This is a genomic window from Streptomyces griseorubiginosus (assembly GCF_001514195.1).
Lineage (GTDB): Bacteria > Actinomycetota > Actinomycetes > Streptomycetales > Streptomycetaceae > Streptomyces > Streptomyces griseorubiginosus.
The window spans coordinates 713,147-727,752 of record NZ_KQ948735.1; the positions used below are offsets into that span (position 1 = coordinate 713,147).

Sequence of the window (14,606 nt, forward strand, 5' to 3'; positions counted from 1 at the left end):
GCACCCACGGCACGACCGGCCCTGCGGCCGAATTGCCTCTACGTCGTCACTCCCTGTCCGCCGCCATGATGCCGACGCATTCTTCGAGCGCGGCGTACAACGGCGTTACGAAGGCGGCGAGTTCGGCGTCCGACGCCTTCCCCACCTCCAGTACGGCGCCGACGACCGTCACCAGGACAGCGGCGGCCTTCAGCGCGTGCGCGTCGGCCAACTCCTCAAGACGGCCGCCGGGGTGCGTGACCGCCAGGGCCTCCTTGCCGGTGGCCGGGTCGAGGCCGAGACTGCGCAGACGCGGCGTACTCGTGCTCATGCGGCGGCCTCCCACGGAACCGGAACGTAGTCCTGCCCCAGCGTCGCCAGGACCGCCGCCCTGCGCCGCTCGCGCTGAAGGCGGCGCCGGTCATGTTCGTCCCGCTCGCGCTCCCATTCGACGACGTACGGGCGGACCAGTGGCATGCCGTCGGCGGTGATGACGTCCGCCGGGTGCGGACACGTGATCACGAGCGGGGGTTCCGGGGCGGGCGGGCAGGAGATGGGGGGCAGTGGCGGCGGCGCTGCGGCGCGATGGGTACCCCGGGCGGGCAGGAACAGGGCCAGAATCGCGGCCAGTAGGCTGCGCATAGGTCGACTCCCAATCAGTCGGCTCAGCCCCGGCATGGAAGCTCTCACCCTTCCAGCCGGGGCGTTTCTTTGGGTCATGGTATCGCCTTGTATCGATTCGTCGCGAGACGTATCTCAAAGAGCGTGCATCAGTCGGCTTGCCTAGCGTCAAGTCCATGAACCCTGATGCTGAGATCGACCATGGCGCGCCGCTGACCCCGTACCGGCAACTGGCCGAGATCCTGCGTGGGCAGATTCAGCGCGGTGACTGGCAGCCCGGGCGGATGCTGCCGAGTGAGGCTCAGCTTGTGCAGCGTTACGGGATCGCGCGTACAACCGTGCGGCGAGGGCTCGGCCTGCTGGCCGACGAAGGCTGGGTGTACGCCGTGCCCCAGCGGGGGTGGTTTGTCACCGACCCCCTGCCGCCCTCCCCTGAGACCCCGGCCTAGCCCGAGCCGCAGCCACCCAGCTGAGCCGTACGTTTGTAACGCCCATGGGTGTCCAGTCGTACAGGCAGCTGGGCACCCACATCTTGCGCGAGCGGCAGAGACTTGAGGGAGTAGTCGGGCTGCGCACGTGGCAGAAGGACGGCGCCCCACCTCAGCCTTCCCTGTCGCGTGTCTCATCGTCCCCGCTCCGACGGCGCGCCAGCTCGGTGATCCCGCTGGAGATCTTGCCCTTTACCGAGCTGGCCCGATCCAGGGTCTCGTTGCCGAGATTCTTGGCGGCATTCACGCCCTTCGCTCCGGTCACGAGCGCCTTGTCTCTCGCCTCCGCGGCCGCATCTATCCATCGCTTCGCATCCGATGACTGGCGGCCGGTCTCAATCCCGAGCCGCCCATGGAAGTCAGAGATGCCGGCCGCGACATGGTTGCTCGCGTGGACCACAGCCGGGGACTTGGTCGGGTGCAGAAGCACCTTCGCGTTGGCTGTGTCAGCAGCCGCATTCATCCGGGCCACCAGACGCTCGGTGCTCCGCGCAATGAGAACCAGCCGGTTCTGTCGGGCAGCCCGAAGCCCGAGGCGATGCCGGTCCAGCTCCTCCGGAGCCGCGTCCAGCACTCGGTCGAGTTCGAGTACGGCGATCGCGTCCTGCAGTTGGAAACAACGGGCCAGAACAGCGAGCCACTCCTGAGCCTGGGCCTCTGCTTCAGCGGCCGCAGTCGCGAGATCGCCGATCTTGGACTTGCTCTTGCGCTCCACCTTCTCCGCGAGTGCGTCGAGCTGACGCAACGCGTACGCCTGGGTGTCTGCGATCGTTGCTGGTGCGGCCTGCACCTTCGACCACGTGACCTCGGAGACCCGGCCCACCTGCTCTCGGATGGTCATGGTCTCCTCGATCACGAGGTCCACTCCGATCATGCGGGCCACCACACCGTCTTTCTGGGCGCGGAGCACGTCGTCGACCTTCTCGTCGATCGTGGCGAGATAGTCGGTGATCTCGTCCATGGTCTGCTGCATCGCGAGCTGCGCCATGACCCCGGCGGCACCGGCCAACCGCGCCGGGTTGGTCAGAAAGGAGCCGGCCCCCTTCTCGATCTGGAGCCATGACCTGATCGATCCAGGTTTGCCCAGCATCACGTGGCTGACGCCCGGCGTCTTGCTTTCCATCAGCCCGAACTTCTTGACGCGCTGCGCGGACTCCTGGGTCAGTTTCACCCAGCGACCGGAGTTGGCGGCGATCTCTGAACCCGCCTGCGCTGCTGCGGCCCCGGTGCCCAAGGCCGACTTGAGCCGTTGCAGTCCGAGGTCCTTCGACGACAGCCCCTCCGACGCCAGGAAGCGTTCGACATCTGTCGCATTCCCGATGACCGCCAGCCCATCACCGTCACAGATCAGCTCGATCTCATTGTCCATCGCCCGCTCCTGAAGTGACTTTTCGCAGTTGAGAAGTAGTGGGGTGCGCACGGCGATCGCCGGGTCAGTCAGAGGCCGGTGTCTTCCTCCGAAGGACGCCCCGGCCGGCATGTCCGGCCAGGGCGTACGCATCAGACGTCGTCGTCCAGCCCCTCCTCGCGGCGGATCATCCGCCAGGCCGCCTTGCGGGCGCTGCGGTCCAGGCTGGACTTGAAGCTGTTGTCCGGGCCGAAGTACTGGCGGCCCATGCCCGCGATGGTGTCGATGTGGTCGGCCATCTTGTCCGCGAAGACGTTGTCGAAGACGAGGCCGAAGTTCTCCTCGTCGTTGACGACGGCAGCCGCCCGCACCTTCGGGTCGGCCTTGGCCTCCTCGAACGGGCGGATGACGTCCTGCTCGGTGAACTCGGTGCCGAACCGTTCGTTGAACTTCTCGATCAACTCGGAGAGCAGCGACTTCTCCGCTTCCTTCGCGCCGCCCGACCCGTCGCCGAAGCCCGGCATAGTCGCCGGCCCCTCAGGGGTCAGGGAGACGTCGTACTCGCCGGTCTTCTCCACCCGTAGATGGCTGAGGTCGACCTCGCCTATGTCCACCCCGCCGTCCGCGCGGCGCGGCAGCCGATTGAGGAGGTAACGGCCGTAGAGGTGCAGCCGTTCCAGCTCGGCGTCCCGGTAGGGGACGATCTGCGCGAGGAAGCCGTACTTCCTGACGTAGTCGTTGAGGTCGGCGCGGAAGCCTTCCGCCGTCTCTTGGTCGTCCTCGTCCTCGCTCTCGAGCAGAGCGGTGAAGCGGGCGACGGCGGGGGAGAGCAGCCGGTAGAGCTCGGCGTGCAGCTTCTCCCACTTGGACTGTGAGCCTGCCGCCTTCTCCTTGGCGGCGAAGTACGCGGCGGCGAACTCGTCCATCTCCTGCCCGGACAGGATTGCCGCCTGCATGACCCGGCTCTGCGCGGTGTAGAGCAGGTTGGGGTCGGAGGGGAGGGTGTTCGCCTCCTCGAAGTACGGGCGGAAGGACTCCTGTATGTCCTCGGCGTCGTTGACGAAGTCGAGGACCGCCAGGTCGGCCTGGGTCTTGCGCTCGGCGGTGCGGTTGAGCCGGGACAGGGTCTGGACGGCGGAGATGCCGGTCAGCGTCTTGTTGACGTACATCGTCGTGAGGAGCGGCTGGTCGAAGCCGGTCTGGTACTTCTCCGCCACGACCAGGATCTTGTACTCGCGCTGGCCCGGACCGCCAGCTCGGGCGGCCTTGTCGTCGGCGCGCGTGTACGCGAACGCCTTCGGCAGCGCGCTCTCCGACAGCCCGCCGTTCTCCTTAGGCTCGGTGGTCTCCTCGCCGTCGATGGTGAGCGATCCGGAGAAGGCTACGAGGACACCCAGGTCGGGGTACTTGGTGTCGTAGTCCCGGTCCTTGATGTAGCTCTTGATGGCGCGTGCCATCTGTACGGCGGACTGCCGCGAGGCCGTCACCACCATCGACTTGGCCCGCCCGCCGAGACGGCCCCGGCTGTGCGCCACGAAGTGCTCCACGATCACCTGGGCGTGCTGGGCGACCGTCGAGTCATGGGTCAGCGCGTACCGGGCGAGCAGGCTGTTCGCCTTCGACGGGTCGACCTCCCGCTCTTCGGGGTTTTGGTTCACCAGCTTCCAGTACGTGTTGTACGTGACGTAGTTGCGCAGCGGGTCGAGGATGAAGCCCTCCTCGATCGCCTGGCGCATGGAGTACGTGTGGAAGGGCCGGTAGGTCGCCTTGCCGTCGATGTCCTGGAGCGTGCCGAAGAGTTCGAGGGTCTTGGCCTTCGGCGTGGCGGTGAACGCGAAGTAGGAGAGGTTCGCGGCGCGGGAACGCTGCTCGGCCCGCTTCTTGAGCTGTTCGTCGAGGGTGGCGCCTTCGGCCTTGACCGTGGTCGCGCCCGCGTCGTCCGAGTCGGAGTCCAGGCCGAGGTCGCGCAGGGCGGACCGTACGGCGGTGGCGGCGTCGCCGGACTGCGAGGAGTGCGCCTCGTCCACGATGATCGCGAAGTGGCTGCCCTGAATCTCGGTGGGGTTGCGCTGGAGGTAGTCGAGCAGCGCCGGGAAGGAGTGCAGGGTGACCGTGACGATCTTCCCGGTGTCGCGGGAGAGGGCCTTGGCGAGCTGCTCGCCCTTCGCCCCGTGCTTCTCGTCGATCTTCACGACGAGGCCTGCGGTCTGCTCGAAACTGCCGATCGTTTCCCGGAGTTGGGCGTCCAGGTTGCGGCGGTCGGTGATGACGATGACCTTGTCGAAGACCGGCACGCCCGGCTTGAGACCCTTGGCGACGGCCTCGGGGTCGAGTTCGCGCGGATCGATGGGGGTGTGCAGGTCGCTGAGGCGGTGCGCGAGCCAGCCGATGGTGTTCGACTTGCCCGAGCCGGCCGAGGCCATGACCAGGTAGTCGTGTCCTGCACTGTGGGTGGCGGCGTGCATGGTGAGCTTCTTGACCACGTCCCACTGGTGGAACCTGGGGAAGATCATCGCTTTGGTGGTGCCGCCGCCGGGCGTCTTGCTTTTGTGTAGGTGCACGAACCGCTGGAGCAGGTCCAGCCAGTTGTCCGGCTGCCAGACCTGCTCCCAGAGGTAGGAGGTCGCGTATGTGCCGTAGGCAGTCGGAGCCGGGTTGCCCGCGCCGCCCGGCTGACCGGGGCCATTGGAGCCGGTGTTGAACGGGAGGAAGCGGGTGTTCTTGCCCTTGAGCTGGGTGGCGACGAAGACCAGGTCCGGGTCGACGGCGAAGTTCGCGACGACGCGACGCGTGAAGATCAGCTCGGTGGGGTCGCGGTCCGTGCGGTACTGCTCCTTGGCCTGCTCCACCCCCTGCTTGGTGAGCGGGTTCTTCAACTCGGCCGTGGCGACGGGGATTCCGTTGAGCAAGAGGGCGAGGTCGAGCCGGTTGCCCCAGTCGGCCTGCTTCGTCGCGTATTCGAATTCGCGGACGACGGTGAGGCGGTTGGCCCGGTACCCGTCGAGCACGGAGTCGTGGGCGACGAGGTTCGGCTTGAAGTAGGCGACGCGGAGCAGGACGCCTCGGTCCTTGACGCCGTTACGGAGGACGTCGAGGGGGCCGTTGGTGGCGATGGCCTGGTCGAGGCGCCCGGCGAACCCGCGCTGAGCCTCGTTCGGGTCACCGCCGTAGAGGGTGAGCAGCTCGCTCCACTCGTCGGGCTGGGTCGCCCCGATGAAGGTGAACAACTCGTTGGTGTCCAGACCGAGATCGGCCCGGTAGTCCTGCGGCCGCGCCTCGCGCCAGCCGCGCTCGACCATGGCGGCAACGATGGCGTCACCGAAGGCGGACTCCGTGTGGATGGGGCTCATGGCTACGCGGTGACTCCGTCCGTTACGTTGCGCCCGCTGGCAGTGGAGACGTCGAACTGCCCGGTTACAGCGGCGGTGATCAGAGCTTGGCGGCGTTCGGCAAGTAGTTCCAGCAACTGCTCTGCTCGATGCTGCAGATTTCGCGACTTCGCCAGCTGTGAGTCTAGGATCGCCAGCGTCGAATCCTGCCTCTCCCTGTCAACGAGAGGGACGAGTAGATTCCCGTACTTCTCTGCATTGACGTTCTGAATTGTAGCCTGGATGGCGCCTTCGTTAACTTGTTGCCAGTACGCGGCGGTTTGGCAGAAATACCAAATTAGGCGAGGCAGGGTGAGATTTCTGTTTACGCGCGCCCTGATCAAATAGCCTGCATGTGCAGCCGGGCCATACTGTGACTCGTAGACGAAGCTCTTCCCTACAGTAGCCCCACTGCGCACGAAGAGCAGATCTCCGTCACTCAACATGTAGTTGCGAGCAGCATCGAGCGGCAGCGAAGCGAACGTCTCGTCGCGTAGCGTACCGTCGTTAGCAATGTCCGTCGTCCGAATATATCGAGGCCAGTCGCGCCGATCATGTTCAGTTGACTCATTTGCGCCGTACGACATTGGTGCGGTCAACATGCGCTTCAGGCGCACACTTCTAGAAGAGGCATTGGACAGCGTCAACTCAATGACCACTCCTGCGCGCTCTTTCAGGCGTTCAATCAGGAGAACCTGAGTTTTGGCCATGTCGTCCAGTCGCGAGGTCTCTGCGTCGAGGAAGTCGGTGATGCGGCGCTGCTCTCCCAGAGGTGGGAGTGGCAGAGGAAAGCTCTGGATCTTGTTGCTATTGGTGGAAGCCAGGTTCGTGGTTCTCGTGCCTGTGCTCTCGAAGTAGTGGCGTCCGTAATGTGACTGGGTCAAGTAGGCGAGAAACCGGCCGTTGAGGCGCTGTGGAAGGGGGCGAATTGCGAAAACGTGGTTCTGGTGCAGGCACCCTTCAAGTTCGCCCTGCCAGACCGTCCCACGGCCCAGCTTGTCCAAGTCCCCCCCTTCGGTCATCAGGACGTCGCCGGGGCGAAGTGTGCTGCGACGCGCCACGCTTCGTGGCACGGTGATCTCCGTGACCGATTCGAGGCTGAGGCTTCCCGCTTGGACGTTGGCGACACGCAAGTAGGGTCGTGTGACGACGTCGCCTGTAACGTCTCGTTTCGCGTCGACGGTCAGCCCGTTCTGCAGGCGGGCGACATAGCCGAGGCGCACCAATTCGTAGGTGTCGGGGAGCCTGAGAGTACGCGTGTCGAAGACTGAGGTGTTCAACGGGCCACTTCTCCGAGTAGAGCCTGAATCTCCGCCTCCAGCGACTTCAACTCCGCGTCGATCTCCGCCAGCGGCCTCGGCGGCTTGTACACGTAGAACTGCCGCGTGAACGGGATCTCGTAGCCGATCTTCGTCTTCGTGTGGTCGATCCACGCGTCCGGCACGTGCGGCAGCACCTCCCGCTTGAGGTACTCCTCGACGTCCTCGCCCAGCGGAACGTTCTCGAAGTCGCGCAGGTCCGTGTCCGGCTCCGCCGCACCCTTGACCCTCTGGACCTCGCCCTCCGGGTCACGGACGCCGATCGCCTCCCGTACCGCCTTCGCGAACGGCGCCCCCGTGGGCCACGTCAGGCCGGCCGCGACCACCGCGTCCTTGAGCGCGATGAAAGCGACGGACTTCGTCGTCCAGGACGAGCCAAGCAGCGTACGCACCGCCGCCACGAACTCCTCACTCCGCTCCAGCTTCGCCACCGGCTTGGCCTCCTCCAGCGCCGCCAGCGTCTCCTCCGTCACCTCGAAGCGGAGCTTCAACGGCCGCTCCACCGTGATGCGCTGGTAGCCGAAGTCCTCGTTGGCGAAGACCTTGACCTTGCAGTGCAGCGGGTGCTCCGTGTCACCCGCGACCTGCAGCGCCTCCGCGTACAGCCGGGTGATGTCACCGATGTGGTCCGGGCGGCCGTTCGTCCCGTCGCCCAGCTCCTTGCGCTTGTCGCCGAGCGACTTGCGCATCTTCACCCACTGGTCGCGCGCGTCGAGCAGGACGACCTTGCCCTTGTGGTCCTTGTCCTTACGGTTCGTCAGGATCCAGAAGTACGTGGAGATGCCCGTGTTGTAGAAGAGCTGGTCAGGGAGGGCGACGATCGCCTCCAGCCAGTCGTTCTCCAGGATCCAGCGGCGGATGTTCGACTCGCCGGACTCGGCCGCGCCCGTGAAGAGGGGGGAGCCGTTGAAGACGATGGCGATGCGGGAGCCGCCCCCGCCGTTCACGTCCACCGGCTTCATCTTCGAGATCATGTGCTGGAGGAAGAGCAGCGAGCCGTCGTTGATGCGCGGCAGGCCCGCGCCGAAGCGGCCGGCGTCGCCGAGCGACTTGTGCTCGTACTCGACCTCCTCCTTGACCTTCTTCCACTCCACGCCGAACGGCGGATTGGCGAGGATGTAGTCGAACTTGCGGCGGGCGTGGCCGTCGTCGGAGAAGGAGTTGCCGAAGCGGATGTTCTCCGGGTCCTGGCCCTTGATCATGAGGTCGGACCGGCAGATCGCCCAGGACTCGGGGTTGAGCTCCTGCCCGTACACCTCGACCGTCGCGTCCGGGTTGAGGGCCTTGATGCGGTCGTCGGCGGCGCTGAGCATGCCTCCCGTGCCGCAGGCGGGGTCCATGACCGTGCGGACGACACCCGGCACGGTGAGGGCGTCCGCGTCGGGGGCGACCAGCAGGTTGACCATCAGCTTGATGACCTCGCGCGGGGTGAAGTGCTCACCCGCGGTCTCGTTCGACTGCTCGGCGAAGCGGCGGATCAACTCCTCGAAGATGTAGCCCATGTTGTGGTTGGGCACGACATCGGGATGCAGGTCGAGGTCGGTGAACCTGCCGATGACCTGGTAGAGCAGGTTCGCGCCGTCGAGCTTCCTGACCTGCTGGTTGAACTCGTACTTGTCGAGGACCTCGCGGGCGTTGTCGGAGAAGGCGCCGACGTAGATCTGCAGGTTCTTCGCCGCGTTCTGCGGGTCGGCCGCGATCTTCCGCAGCGTGAGGTCGCTCTTGTTGTAGAAGGAGTGGCCCGAGGCTTTGCGCAGGAAGTGGCCGGCGTCGATGTCCTGGCCCGCGAACCTGGCGACGGTCTCGACGACCTTGTCGCGCGTCGGCTCCAGGACGCACTCCAGGCGGCGCAGCACGGTGAACGGCAGGATGACCTTGCCGTAGTCGGACTGCTTGTAGTCGCCGCGCAGGAGATCGGCGACGGACCAGGCGTGGTTCGCCAACTCCGTGTGCTTGCTGCTGTTCAAGAGGTCCCGGCTTCCTTCCGAAGAGCGCCGTCCGGGTGGGGGACGGCAGGGATCCAGTGTGGTCGTACGCCGTGGGACGCGTGGGGCGTTTCAGACAGAACGGCTGTCCGGGGCGCCCGACGTATCCGGGCTGCCCGGGGGGCCCGGTGGCAGGAGTACGCCGGCGGTGAGGCCGGTGGTCAGGCTGGCCGCGGTGTCGGCGGCGAGGTCGGCCGTTCGGCGGACGGTCGCGCGCAACTCGTACACGCGGCGGAACGCCTCCCCGTAGCGCCGCTGTTTCTCCAGCGGCAGCAGCGGTACGCGCAGGCGGCCCGGTGTGACGTGCACGAGGGTGGAGCCGGTGGACGCGGAGGCGATGTTGTCGTCGGCACCGAGGAACCCGGCCAGGAACCACGGGTCGAGGCGGGCCGGGTCGGGGCGCAGGAGGTGGACGTGCTGTCCGAGCAGGGCTCCGGCGTCCCGGTCGTCCGCGACCCGGGTCATCACGGGCTCGCTGCCGCTGCCCGCGACGGCGCGTACCAGGACGTCCCCGGTGGCGACGGGCTGCGCGGCGTCGGCGTGGAGGTCCACGGCCCTACCGGACGGGGGGTTTCCCGTGGAGACGTCCTGGGCGGTGAGGACCGGCCGGTCCACGGCGGGGGCGGCGGAGCCCTTGGAGCCGCGGGTGCCGGGCGGCGCCGCCCGTAGCACGGTCAGGGCGCCGCCGCGCGCCAGGTCGGAGACCGTCGCCGTACGCCACTCGCGGGCCGAGGCTCCGGACGGCTGCCAGCCGCCGGACGCGGAGGCGGATGCCAGGGCGGCGACCTGCTCGGCCAGTTGGTCGTGCAGGTCGTGGACGCGCCGCGCTAGGGCCGCCGGGTCGATGTCGGCCGCGGTCGCCCGGACGTGGCGGGCCGGCGTGACGTCGACGACATCGTCGAGGAGGTCGACGACCGGCACCGCACGGGCGACACCGGGCTCATCGGCGTATGTGTCGGGGGCGGTGGTGAACGCGGCCCACTGGCCGAGGACCCGCTCCGACAGCCCCGCCCAGTCGAAGGTGGCGGCGGAGGCCGAAGAGGTGGTGGCGGAGGCTGCGGAGGAGGAAGGGCCGGACCGGCGGGAGCGCGAGCCGCCGCGGGAGCCGGCACCCGCCGTCGCCGTACCGATGGCGGACGGTGTGCCCGTGGCGCCGTCCCGCTGCTCGCCCTCCCCGTCGACGAACAGCACCGTCGTACGGTCTGCGCCGCCCGGCTCGGGGCGTTGCAACATCCAGATCTGCAGGCCGATGTGGAGCGGATACGCGGCACGCGCAGGAAGAGAGACGACGGCGCGCAGGGCCCCGCCGCGGATGAGTTCCGCGCGGACTCGGCGGCCGGAGGAGCGGAAGGCCAGCGCGGGCGGCAGCAGCATGACCGCGTGGCCGCCAGGCTCCAGGTGGGCGAGCGCGTGCTGCACCCACGCCAGTTCGGACTCGAAGCGCGGCGGGACCCCGTAGGCCCACCTCGGGTCGTACGCCAGCTCGTCGTGCCCCCAGTCGCGGTCGGCGAACGGCGGGTTGCACAGGACGGCGTCCACGGTCACGTCGGGGAAGGCGTCGGCGCGCAGGCTGTCTCCGACGCGGATCGTTGTCTCGGCCTCGGGTGCGGCGATCAGTAGCCGGACCGCGGTGCGTTGACCCTGGACGGGGAGTGAGTCCTGCCCGAACAGCTCCCGCGCGCCCTGCCGTGCGGCTGCGGCGAGGAGCGTTCCACTGCCGCAGGCGGGGTCGAGGACGCGGGACACGGCGGCGGGCAGGAGCTGTGCCATGAGCCGGGCCAGATCCTCCGGGGTCTGGTAGACGCCGCTGGCGGCGCCCTCGTCCAGTTCGCGTTCGGCGAGGACGTCGAGGGCGGCCTGGGCCCCCGCCTCACGGACGCAGCCCAGCAGCGCGCGGACCGCGCCCGCGTCGTCCGGGCCGTAGTGGACCGGCTCAGCCTCGGGCACGGTGGCCGGGAGCCCGCCCGCGGCCTTCTCCGCTCGGGCGATCAGCTGGTCGTCGGGCAAGGCGGCGAGTTCGGCCAGCTCCTCCTGCGTGCGGCGGGACGTGGCAGCCACCAGGGGGAACAGCCGCGCGGCCACACCCGAGCCGGGTCCCAGCAGCCGTAGCGCCGTACGCAGTTCCTCGGTCGGCGAGGCGGTGGCGGTGTGCCCGCGTCCCCGCAGCCATGCCTGGACGGCCGACAGGTCGTAGAGCGGACTGGCCTCCGTGCCTGCGCTGGGCGCGGGGAAATCGTCGTGGCGGCGGCGCCAGTTGCTGACGGTGGCGCGTGTGACGCCTGCGATGCGGGAGATCTCGGCGGCTGTCACGTGTGCGGAGGGCGCCGGTCGGGCTGGTGGCTGGGGCATGGCGTGGAGTTCAGCACCTCTCGGGCCAGGCGGACAGGGACAGTTAACAGGTTACAACAGCCGTCAAGCTCGTCAATCTGTTTGACAGTGCTTTCACGGCTATGCTTGTCTGGTCACGCTTCCGGATGGAAGCATGACGGTGACTCCGCAGCCTCACCGTGAAGCGTCCTGGCGCCGTACCGCGCCACGCATCCGATCTCTCCCGGTCCCTTCTCGTCGCAACGCCATACCTCGGGGCCGTGTCCACTCCGCGTCCATTCCGCACCGCAGTCGCCACCCACCGCACACACGGGAGGAACCCGCATGACCGTGACGGAACAGCCCCGGCAGAACCCACACCACCCCACAGACCCCGCCCGTCCGGCCCCGTCCGACCAGCCCGTGCCCGTGGCCGGTCTGGTGGAGGCCCGCCTGGCGGAGGAGGCGCTCACCGAGCCCGTGAAGGTGCTCCTGAAGGAGGCCTTGGGCGACGGCGAGCCCCGGGGGACCTCCCCTGTCCGCCGGATCTACCTCGAGTCCGTCGCCGTCGCCCGGTTCCGTGGCATCGGACCGCGCGCCTGGCTGAAGCTCAGCCCCAGACCCGGCGTGAACCTGGTCGTGGGTCGCAACGGCTCCGGCAAGTCCAGCATCGCCGAGGGCATCGAGACAGCCTTCACCGGCGTGAACATGCGCTGGCAGGGGCAGCACGCGATGCGCAGCAGCAACTGGCGCAACCTCCACGACACCGATGGCAGGCCGGAGATCGAGGTCAAGCTCGCCATCGAGGGCGACACCGGCCGCAGCACCCTTACCCGCACCTGGGAGGGGGACGACTTCGACGCCTCCCAGGCCGAGCTCAAGCGACCCGGGCACGGCCGCGTCCCCGTCGACCAGGCGGACTGGACGCAGGCCCTGCGGGACTTCCGGCCCTTCCTGTCGTACGTCGACCTCGACCGCATGATCAGTGGCAAGCCCTCCGAGATGTACGACGCCATCGCCACCATCCTCGGCCTGGGGCAGCTCAGCGCCGCCGACGGCCGGCTCCGCCAGGAGGCCAAGGCGCTCGAAGACGCGGACAAGGCGGCGAAGGCGGAGCTGCCGGGCCTCAAGGAGGCGCTGTACGAGTTGGAGGACGACGAGCGCGCGGTCCAGGCACTCGTCGCCGTCGACACGGCGGGAACCCCCGACTTCGCGACCGTCGAAGCCCTGGTCGCCGGTCTGCCCACCGACACGGACGATGGCGCGCTCGCCGGGCTGCGCGCCGAGGCAGAGGTGCAGGGACCCGAGATGGCGCAGGTCCACGCGGCCCTGGACCACCTGCGCAATGCTCTCGCCGATGCCGAGGACCTGCGCGGCACCGGCACCGAGGACGCCCTGCGGCGTGCGGAACTCCTCGAACGGGCTGTGGCGCACCACGACCGTCACCCCGACGCGGCCGCCTGCCCCGTGTGCGGGACCGACGGGATGCTGGACACGACATGGGCCGCGGACGCCATCGCCCAGATCGCCGCACTGCGGCAGGAGGCGGAGGCAGCCGCGGGCGCGGGCAGCGAACTCCGGTCGGCCGCGCGGGCCGTGCAGGACCTCGTCCACACGCCCCGACAGATCCCCGCCGCCCTGGCTGACCCGTGGCGCGCCTGGACCGCCTGCCGGACGATCAGTGATCCCGGCGAGCTCGCCCAGCACGCCCACAAGGCCGCCGCGACCCTGGCCGATGCCTGCGCCGCGGTCAAGGAGAACGCCGTCAGGGAACTGGAGAAGCGGGACGAACGCTGGCGCGGCCTCGTCACCCGCCTGGCGGGCTGGGCGGAGAGGGCCCGTGCCGTGGAGGCGAACAAGCCCCGGCTGCGGGACATCAGGAAGGCGAGCACCTGGATCAAGGCGCTGGCCGCCGAGTTGCGGGAACAGCGGATGGAAGGCTTTGCCGACCAGTCGCAGCGCATCTGGGAGCGGCTCCGACAGGAGAGCAACATCGATCTCAAGGCCGTGAGCCTGAAGGGCAGCGAGAAGGCCAACGTCCGCAAGCTCGTCATGGATGTCACCGTCGACGGCCATGAGGCCTCGGCTCTTAGCGTCATGAGCCAGGGCGAGCAGCACTCCCTCGCGCTGTCTCTGTTCCTGCCTCGGGCCGCCACCGCCGACAGCCCGTTCGGCTTCATCGTCATCGACGACCCCGTGCAGTCCATGGACCCCGCCAAGGTCAACGGACTCGCCCAGGTCCTGCACGAGCTCGGCGAGCACCGGCAGGTCGTCGTGTTCACCCACGACACCCGGCTCCAGCGGGCGTTCACCAGCCAGGGTCTGCCCGTGACGGTGTTCGAGGTCGAGCGGGCCAAGTCGTCCAAGGTGAAGGTGAAGCCGGTGACCGACCCGGTACGGCAGGCACTCGACGACGCGAGGGCCATCGCCAGTACCAGTGACCTGCCGTCGGCGGCACGGACCCACGTGCTGCCCAGCCTGTGCCGTATCGCCCTAGAGAACGTCTTCCTCGAAGCCGCCTGGATCCGGCATCACCGCTCCGGCGCGCCCGAGGACGAACTGCAGGCCGCCGTCGGCAGCGCCGACAAGCTCATGAAGGTTGCGGCACTGGCCCTATTTGGCGATGCCGGCCGGACCGGCGACGTCTATCGGGAAGTGCGCACCCTTTGCGGACCGCGTGCGGTGGACCTCCTCAAGGAGTGCCAGAACGGCGCCCACGCCACGGGAGCGCAGATCGCCGACCCCCACCGCTTCGTGGACGACATCGAGATCATGGCGCAGAAGGTGCGCAGGCCGGGGGTGACTGCGTGATGAGCACTCCCACCACCTCGGTCGAGGAGCTCCTGCTGACGGCGGATCAGCTGCTTGCCGCCCGTACGGCCGCCACGGCCGCCGGCCGGCACCGTGGAGCCTCCCTCGCTCTGCGGACCGCCCTGGAGCTCTCCATCGACCGCGTGCTCGACGCCGCGGTGCCAGGGCTCGCCGACACCACGATGCGGGCCAAGATGCTGTGCCTCCACTGCTACACCGCAGCGGAGACCGCTCGCCGCACCAACGCCGTCTGGGCGCACCTCTGCCTGGGATGCCATTACCACCAGTACGAGATCGGCCCCACGCACGACCAGGTTCGCGCCTGGCGGACGGAGGTCGGCGAGCTGGTCGGGACCTTGACCACCTGACTGTTTGTTATC

Annotated in this window: 10 protein-coding genes; 3 read left to right on the forward strand and 7 right to left on the reverse strand. The window is 68.3% G+C overall.

The window, feature by feature from the left end; genetic code table 11:
- Positions 1 to 46: 46 nt before the first annotated feature.
- Positions 47 to 310: a hypothetical protein gene (locus AQJ54_RS09725; protein ID WP_062236015.1), complete on the reverse strand. Its 264-nt coding sequence runs from the start codon at positions 308 to 310 to the stop codon at positions 47 to 49.
- Positions 307 to 621, reverse strand: coding sequence for a hypothetical protein (locus AQJ54_RS46655; RefSeq protein ID WP_248845333.1), 315 nt, complete (start codon positions 619 to 621; stop codon positions 307 to 309). The genes AQJ54_RS09725 and AQJ54_RS46655 overlap by 4 nt, the downstream gene beginning before the upstream one ends.
- Positions 622 to 776: 155 nt before the next feature.
- Here AQJ54_RS46655 and AQJ54_RS09735 point away from each other — a divergent pair, with 155 nt between their 5' ends.
- The gene (locus tag AQJ54_RS09735; protein ID WP_005485930.1) at positions 777 to 1,049 is read left to right on the forward strand and encodes a GntR family transcriptional regulator; all 273 of its coding nucleotides are present in this window, start codon (positions 777 to 779) and stop codon (positions 1,047 to 1,049) included.
- Positions 1,050 to 1,200: 151 nt separating this feature from the next.
- Here the strand turns inward: AQJ54_RS09735 and AQJ54_RS09740 are convergent, their stop codons facing one another.
- The 5 genes from AQJ54_RS09740 to AQJ54_RS09755 form a co-directional block, all read right to left on the reverse strand.
- Positions 1,201 to 2,457 carry a hypothetical protein gene (locus AQJ54_RS09740; protein WP_062236018.1) on the reverse strand — a complete coding sequence of 419 codons (1,257 nt, stop codon included), beginning with the start codon at positions 2,455 to 2,457 and terminating at the stop codon, positions 1,201 to 1,203.
- 131 nt (positions 2,458 to 2,588) lie between these two features.
- Entirely contained in the window at positions 2,589 to 5,786 is a 3,198-nt protein-coding gene (locus AQJ54_RS09745; RefSeq protein ID WP_062236020.1) for a type I restriction endonuclease subunit R, read from the reverse strand.
- A gap of 2 nt (positions 5,787 to 5,788) precedes the next feature.
- Positions 5,789 to 7,084, reverse strand: coding sequence for a restriction endonuclease subunit S (locus tag AQJ54_RS43370; RefSeq protein WP_079069799.1), 1,296 nt, complete (start codon positions 7,082 to 7,084; stop codon positions 5,789 to 5,791).
- Positions 7,081 to 9,090 (reverse strand): type I restriction-modification system subunit M, encoded by a 2,010-nt coding sequence (locus tag AQJ54_RS09750; RefSeq protein ID WP_062236023.1) that lies wholly within the window; start codon positions 9,088 to 9,090, stop codon positions 7,081 to 7,083. Before AQJ54_RS09750 ends, AQJ54_RS43370 begins: the two co-directional genes overlap by 4 nt.
- A gap of 90 nt (positions 9,091 to 9,180) precedes the next feature.
- The gene (locus tag AQJ54_RS09755) at positions 9,181 to 11,418 is read right to left on the reverse strand and encodes an N-6 DNA methylase (protein ID WP_062236025.1); all 2,238 of its coding nucleotides are present in this window, start codon (positions 11,416 to 11,418) and stop codon (positions 9,181 to 9,183) included.
- Between the two features lie 342 nt (positions 11,419 to 11,760).
- Here AQJ54_RS09755 and AQJ54_RS09760 point away from each other — a divergent pair, with 342 nt between their 5' ends.
- The gene (locus AQJ54_RS09760; protein ID WP_062236029.1) at positions 11,761 to 14,226 is read left to right on the forward strand and encodes an AAA family ATPase; all 2,466 of its coding nucleotides are present in this window, start codon (positions 11,761 to 11,763) and stop codon (positions 14,224 to 14,226) included.
- Positions 14,226 to 14,594: a hypothetical protein gene (locus tag AQJ54_RS09765; protein WP_062236033.1), complete on the forward strand. Its 369-nt coding sequence runs from the start codon at positions 14,226 to 14,228 to the stop codon at positions 14,592 to 14,594. Before AQJ54_RS09760 ends, AQJ54_RS09765 begins: the two co-directional genes overlap by 1 nt.
- The last annotated feature ends 12 nt before the right edge of the window (positions 14,595 to 14,606 follow it).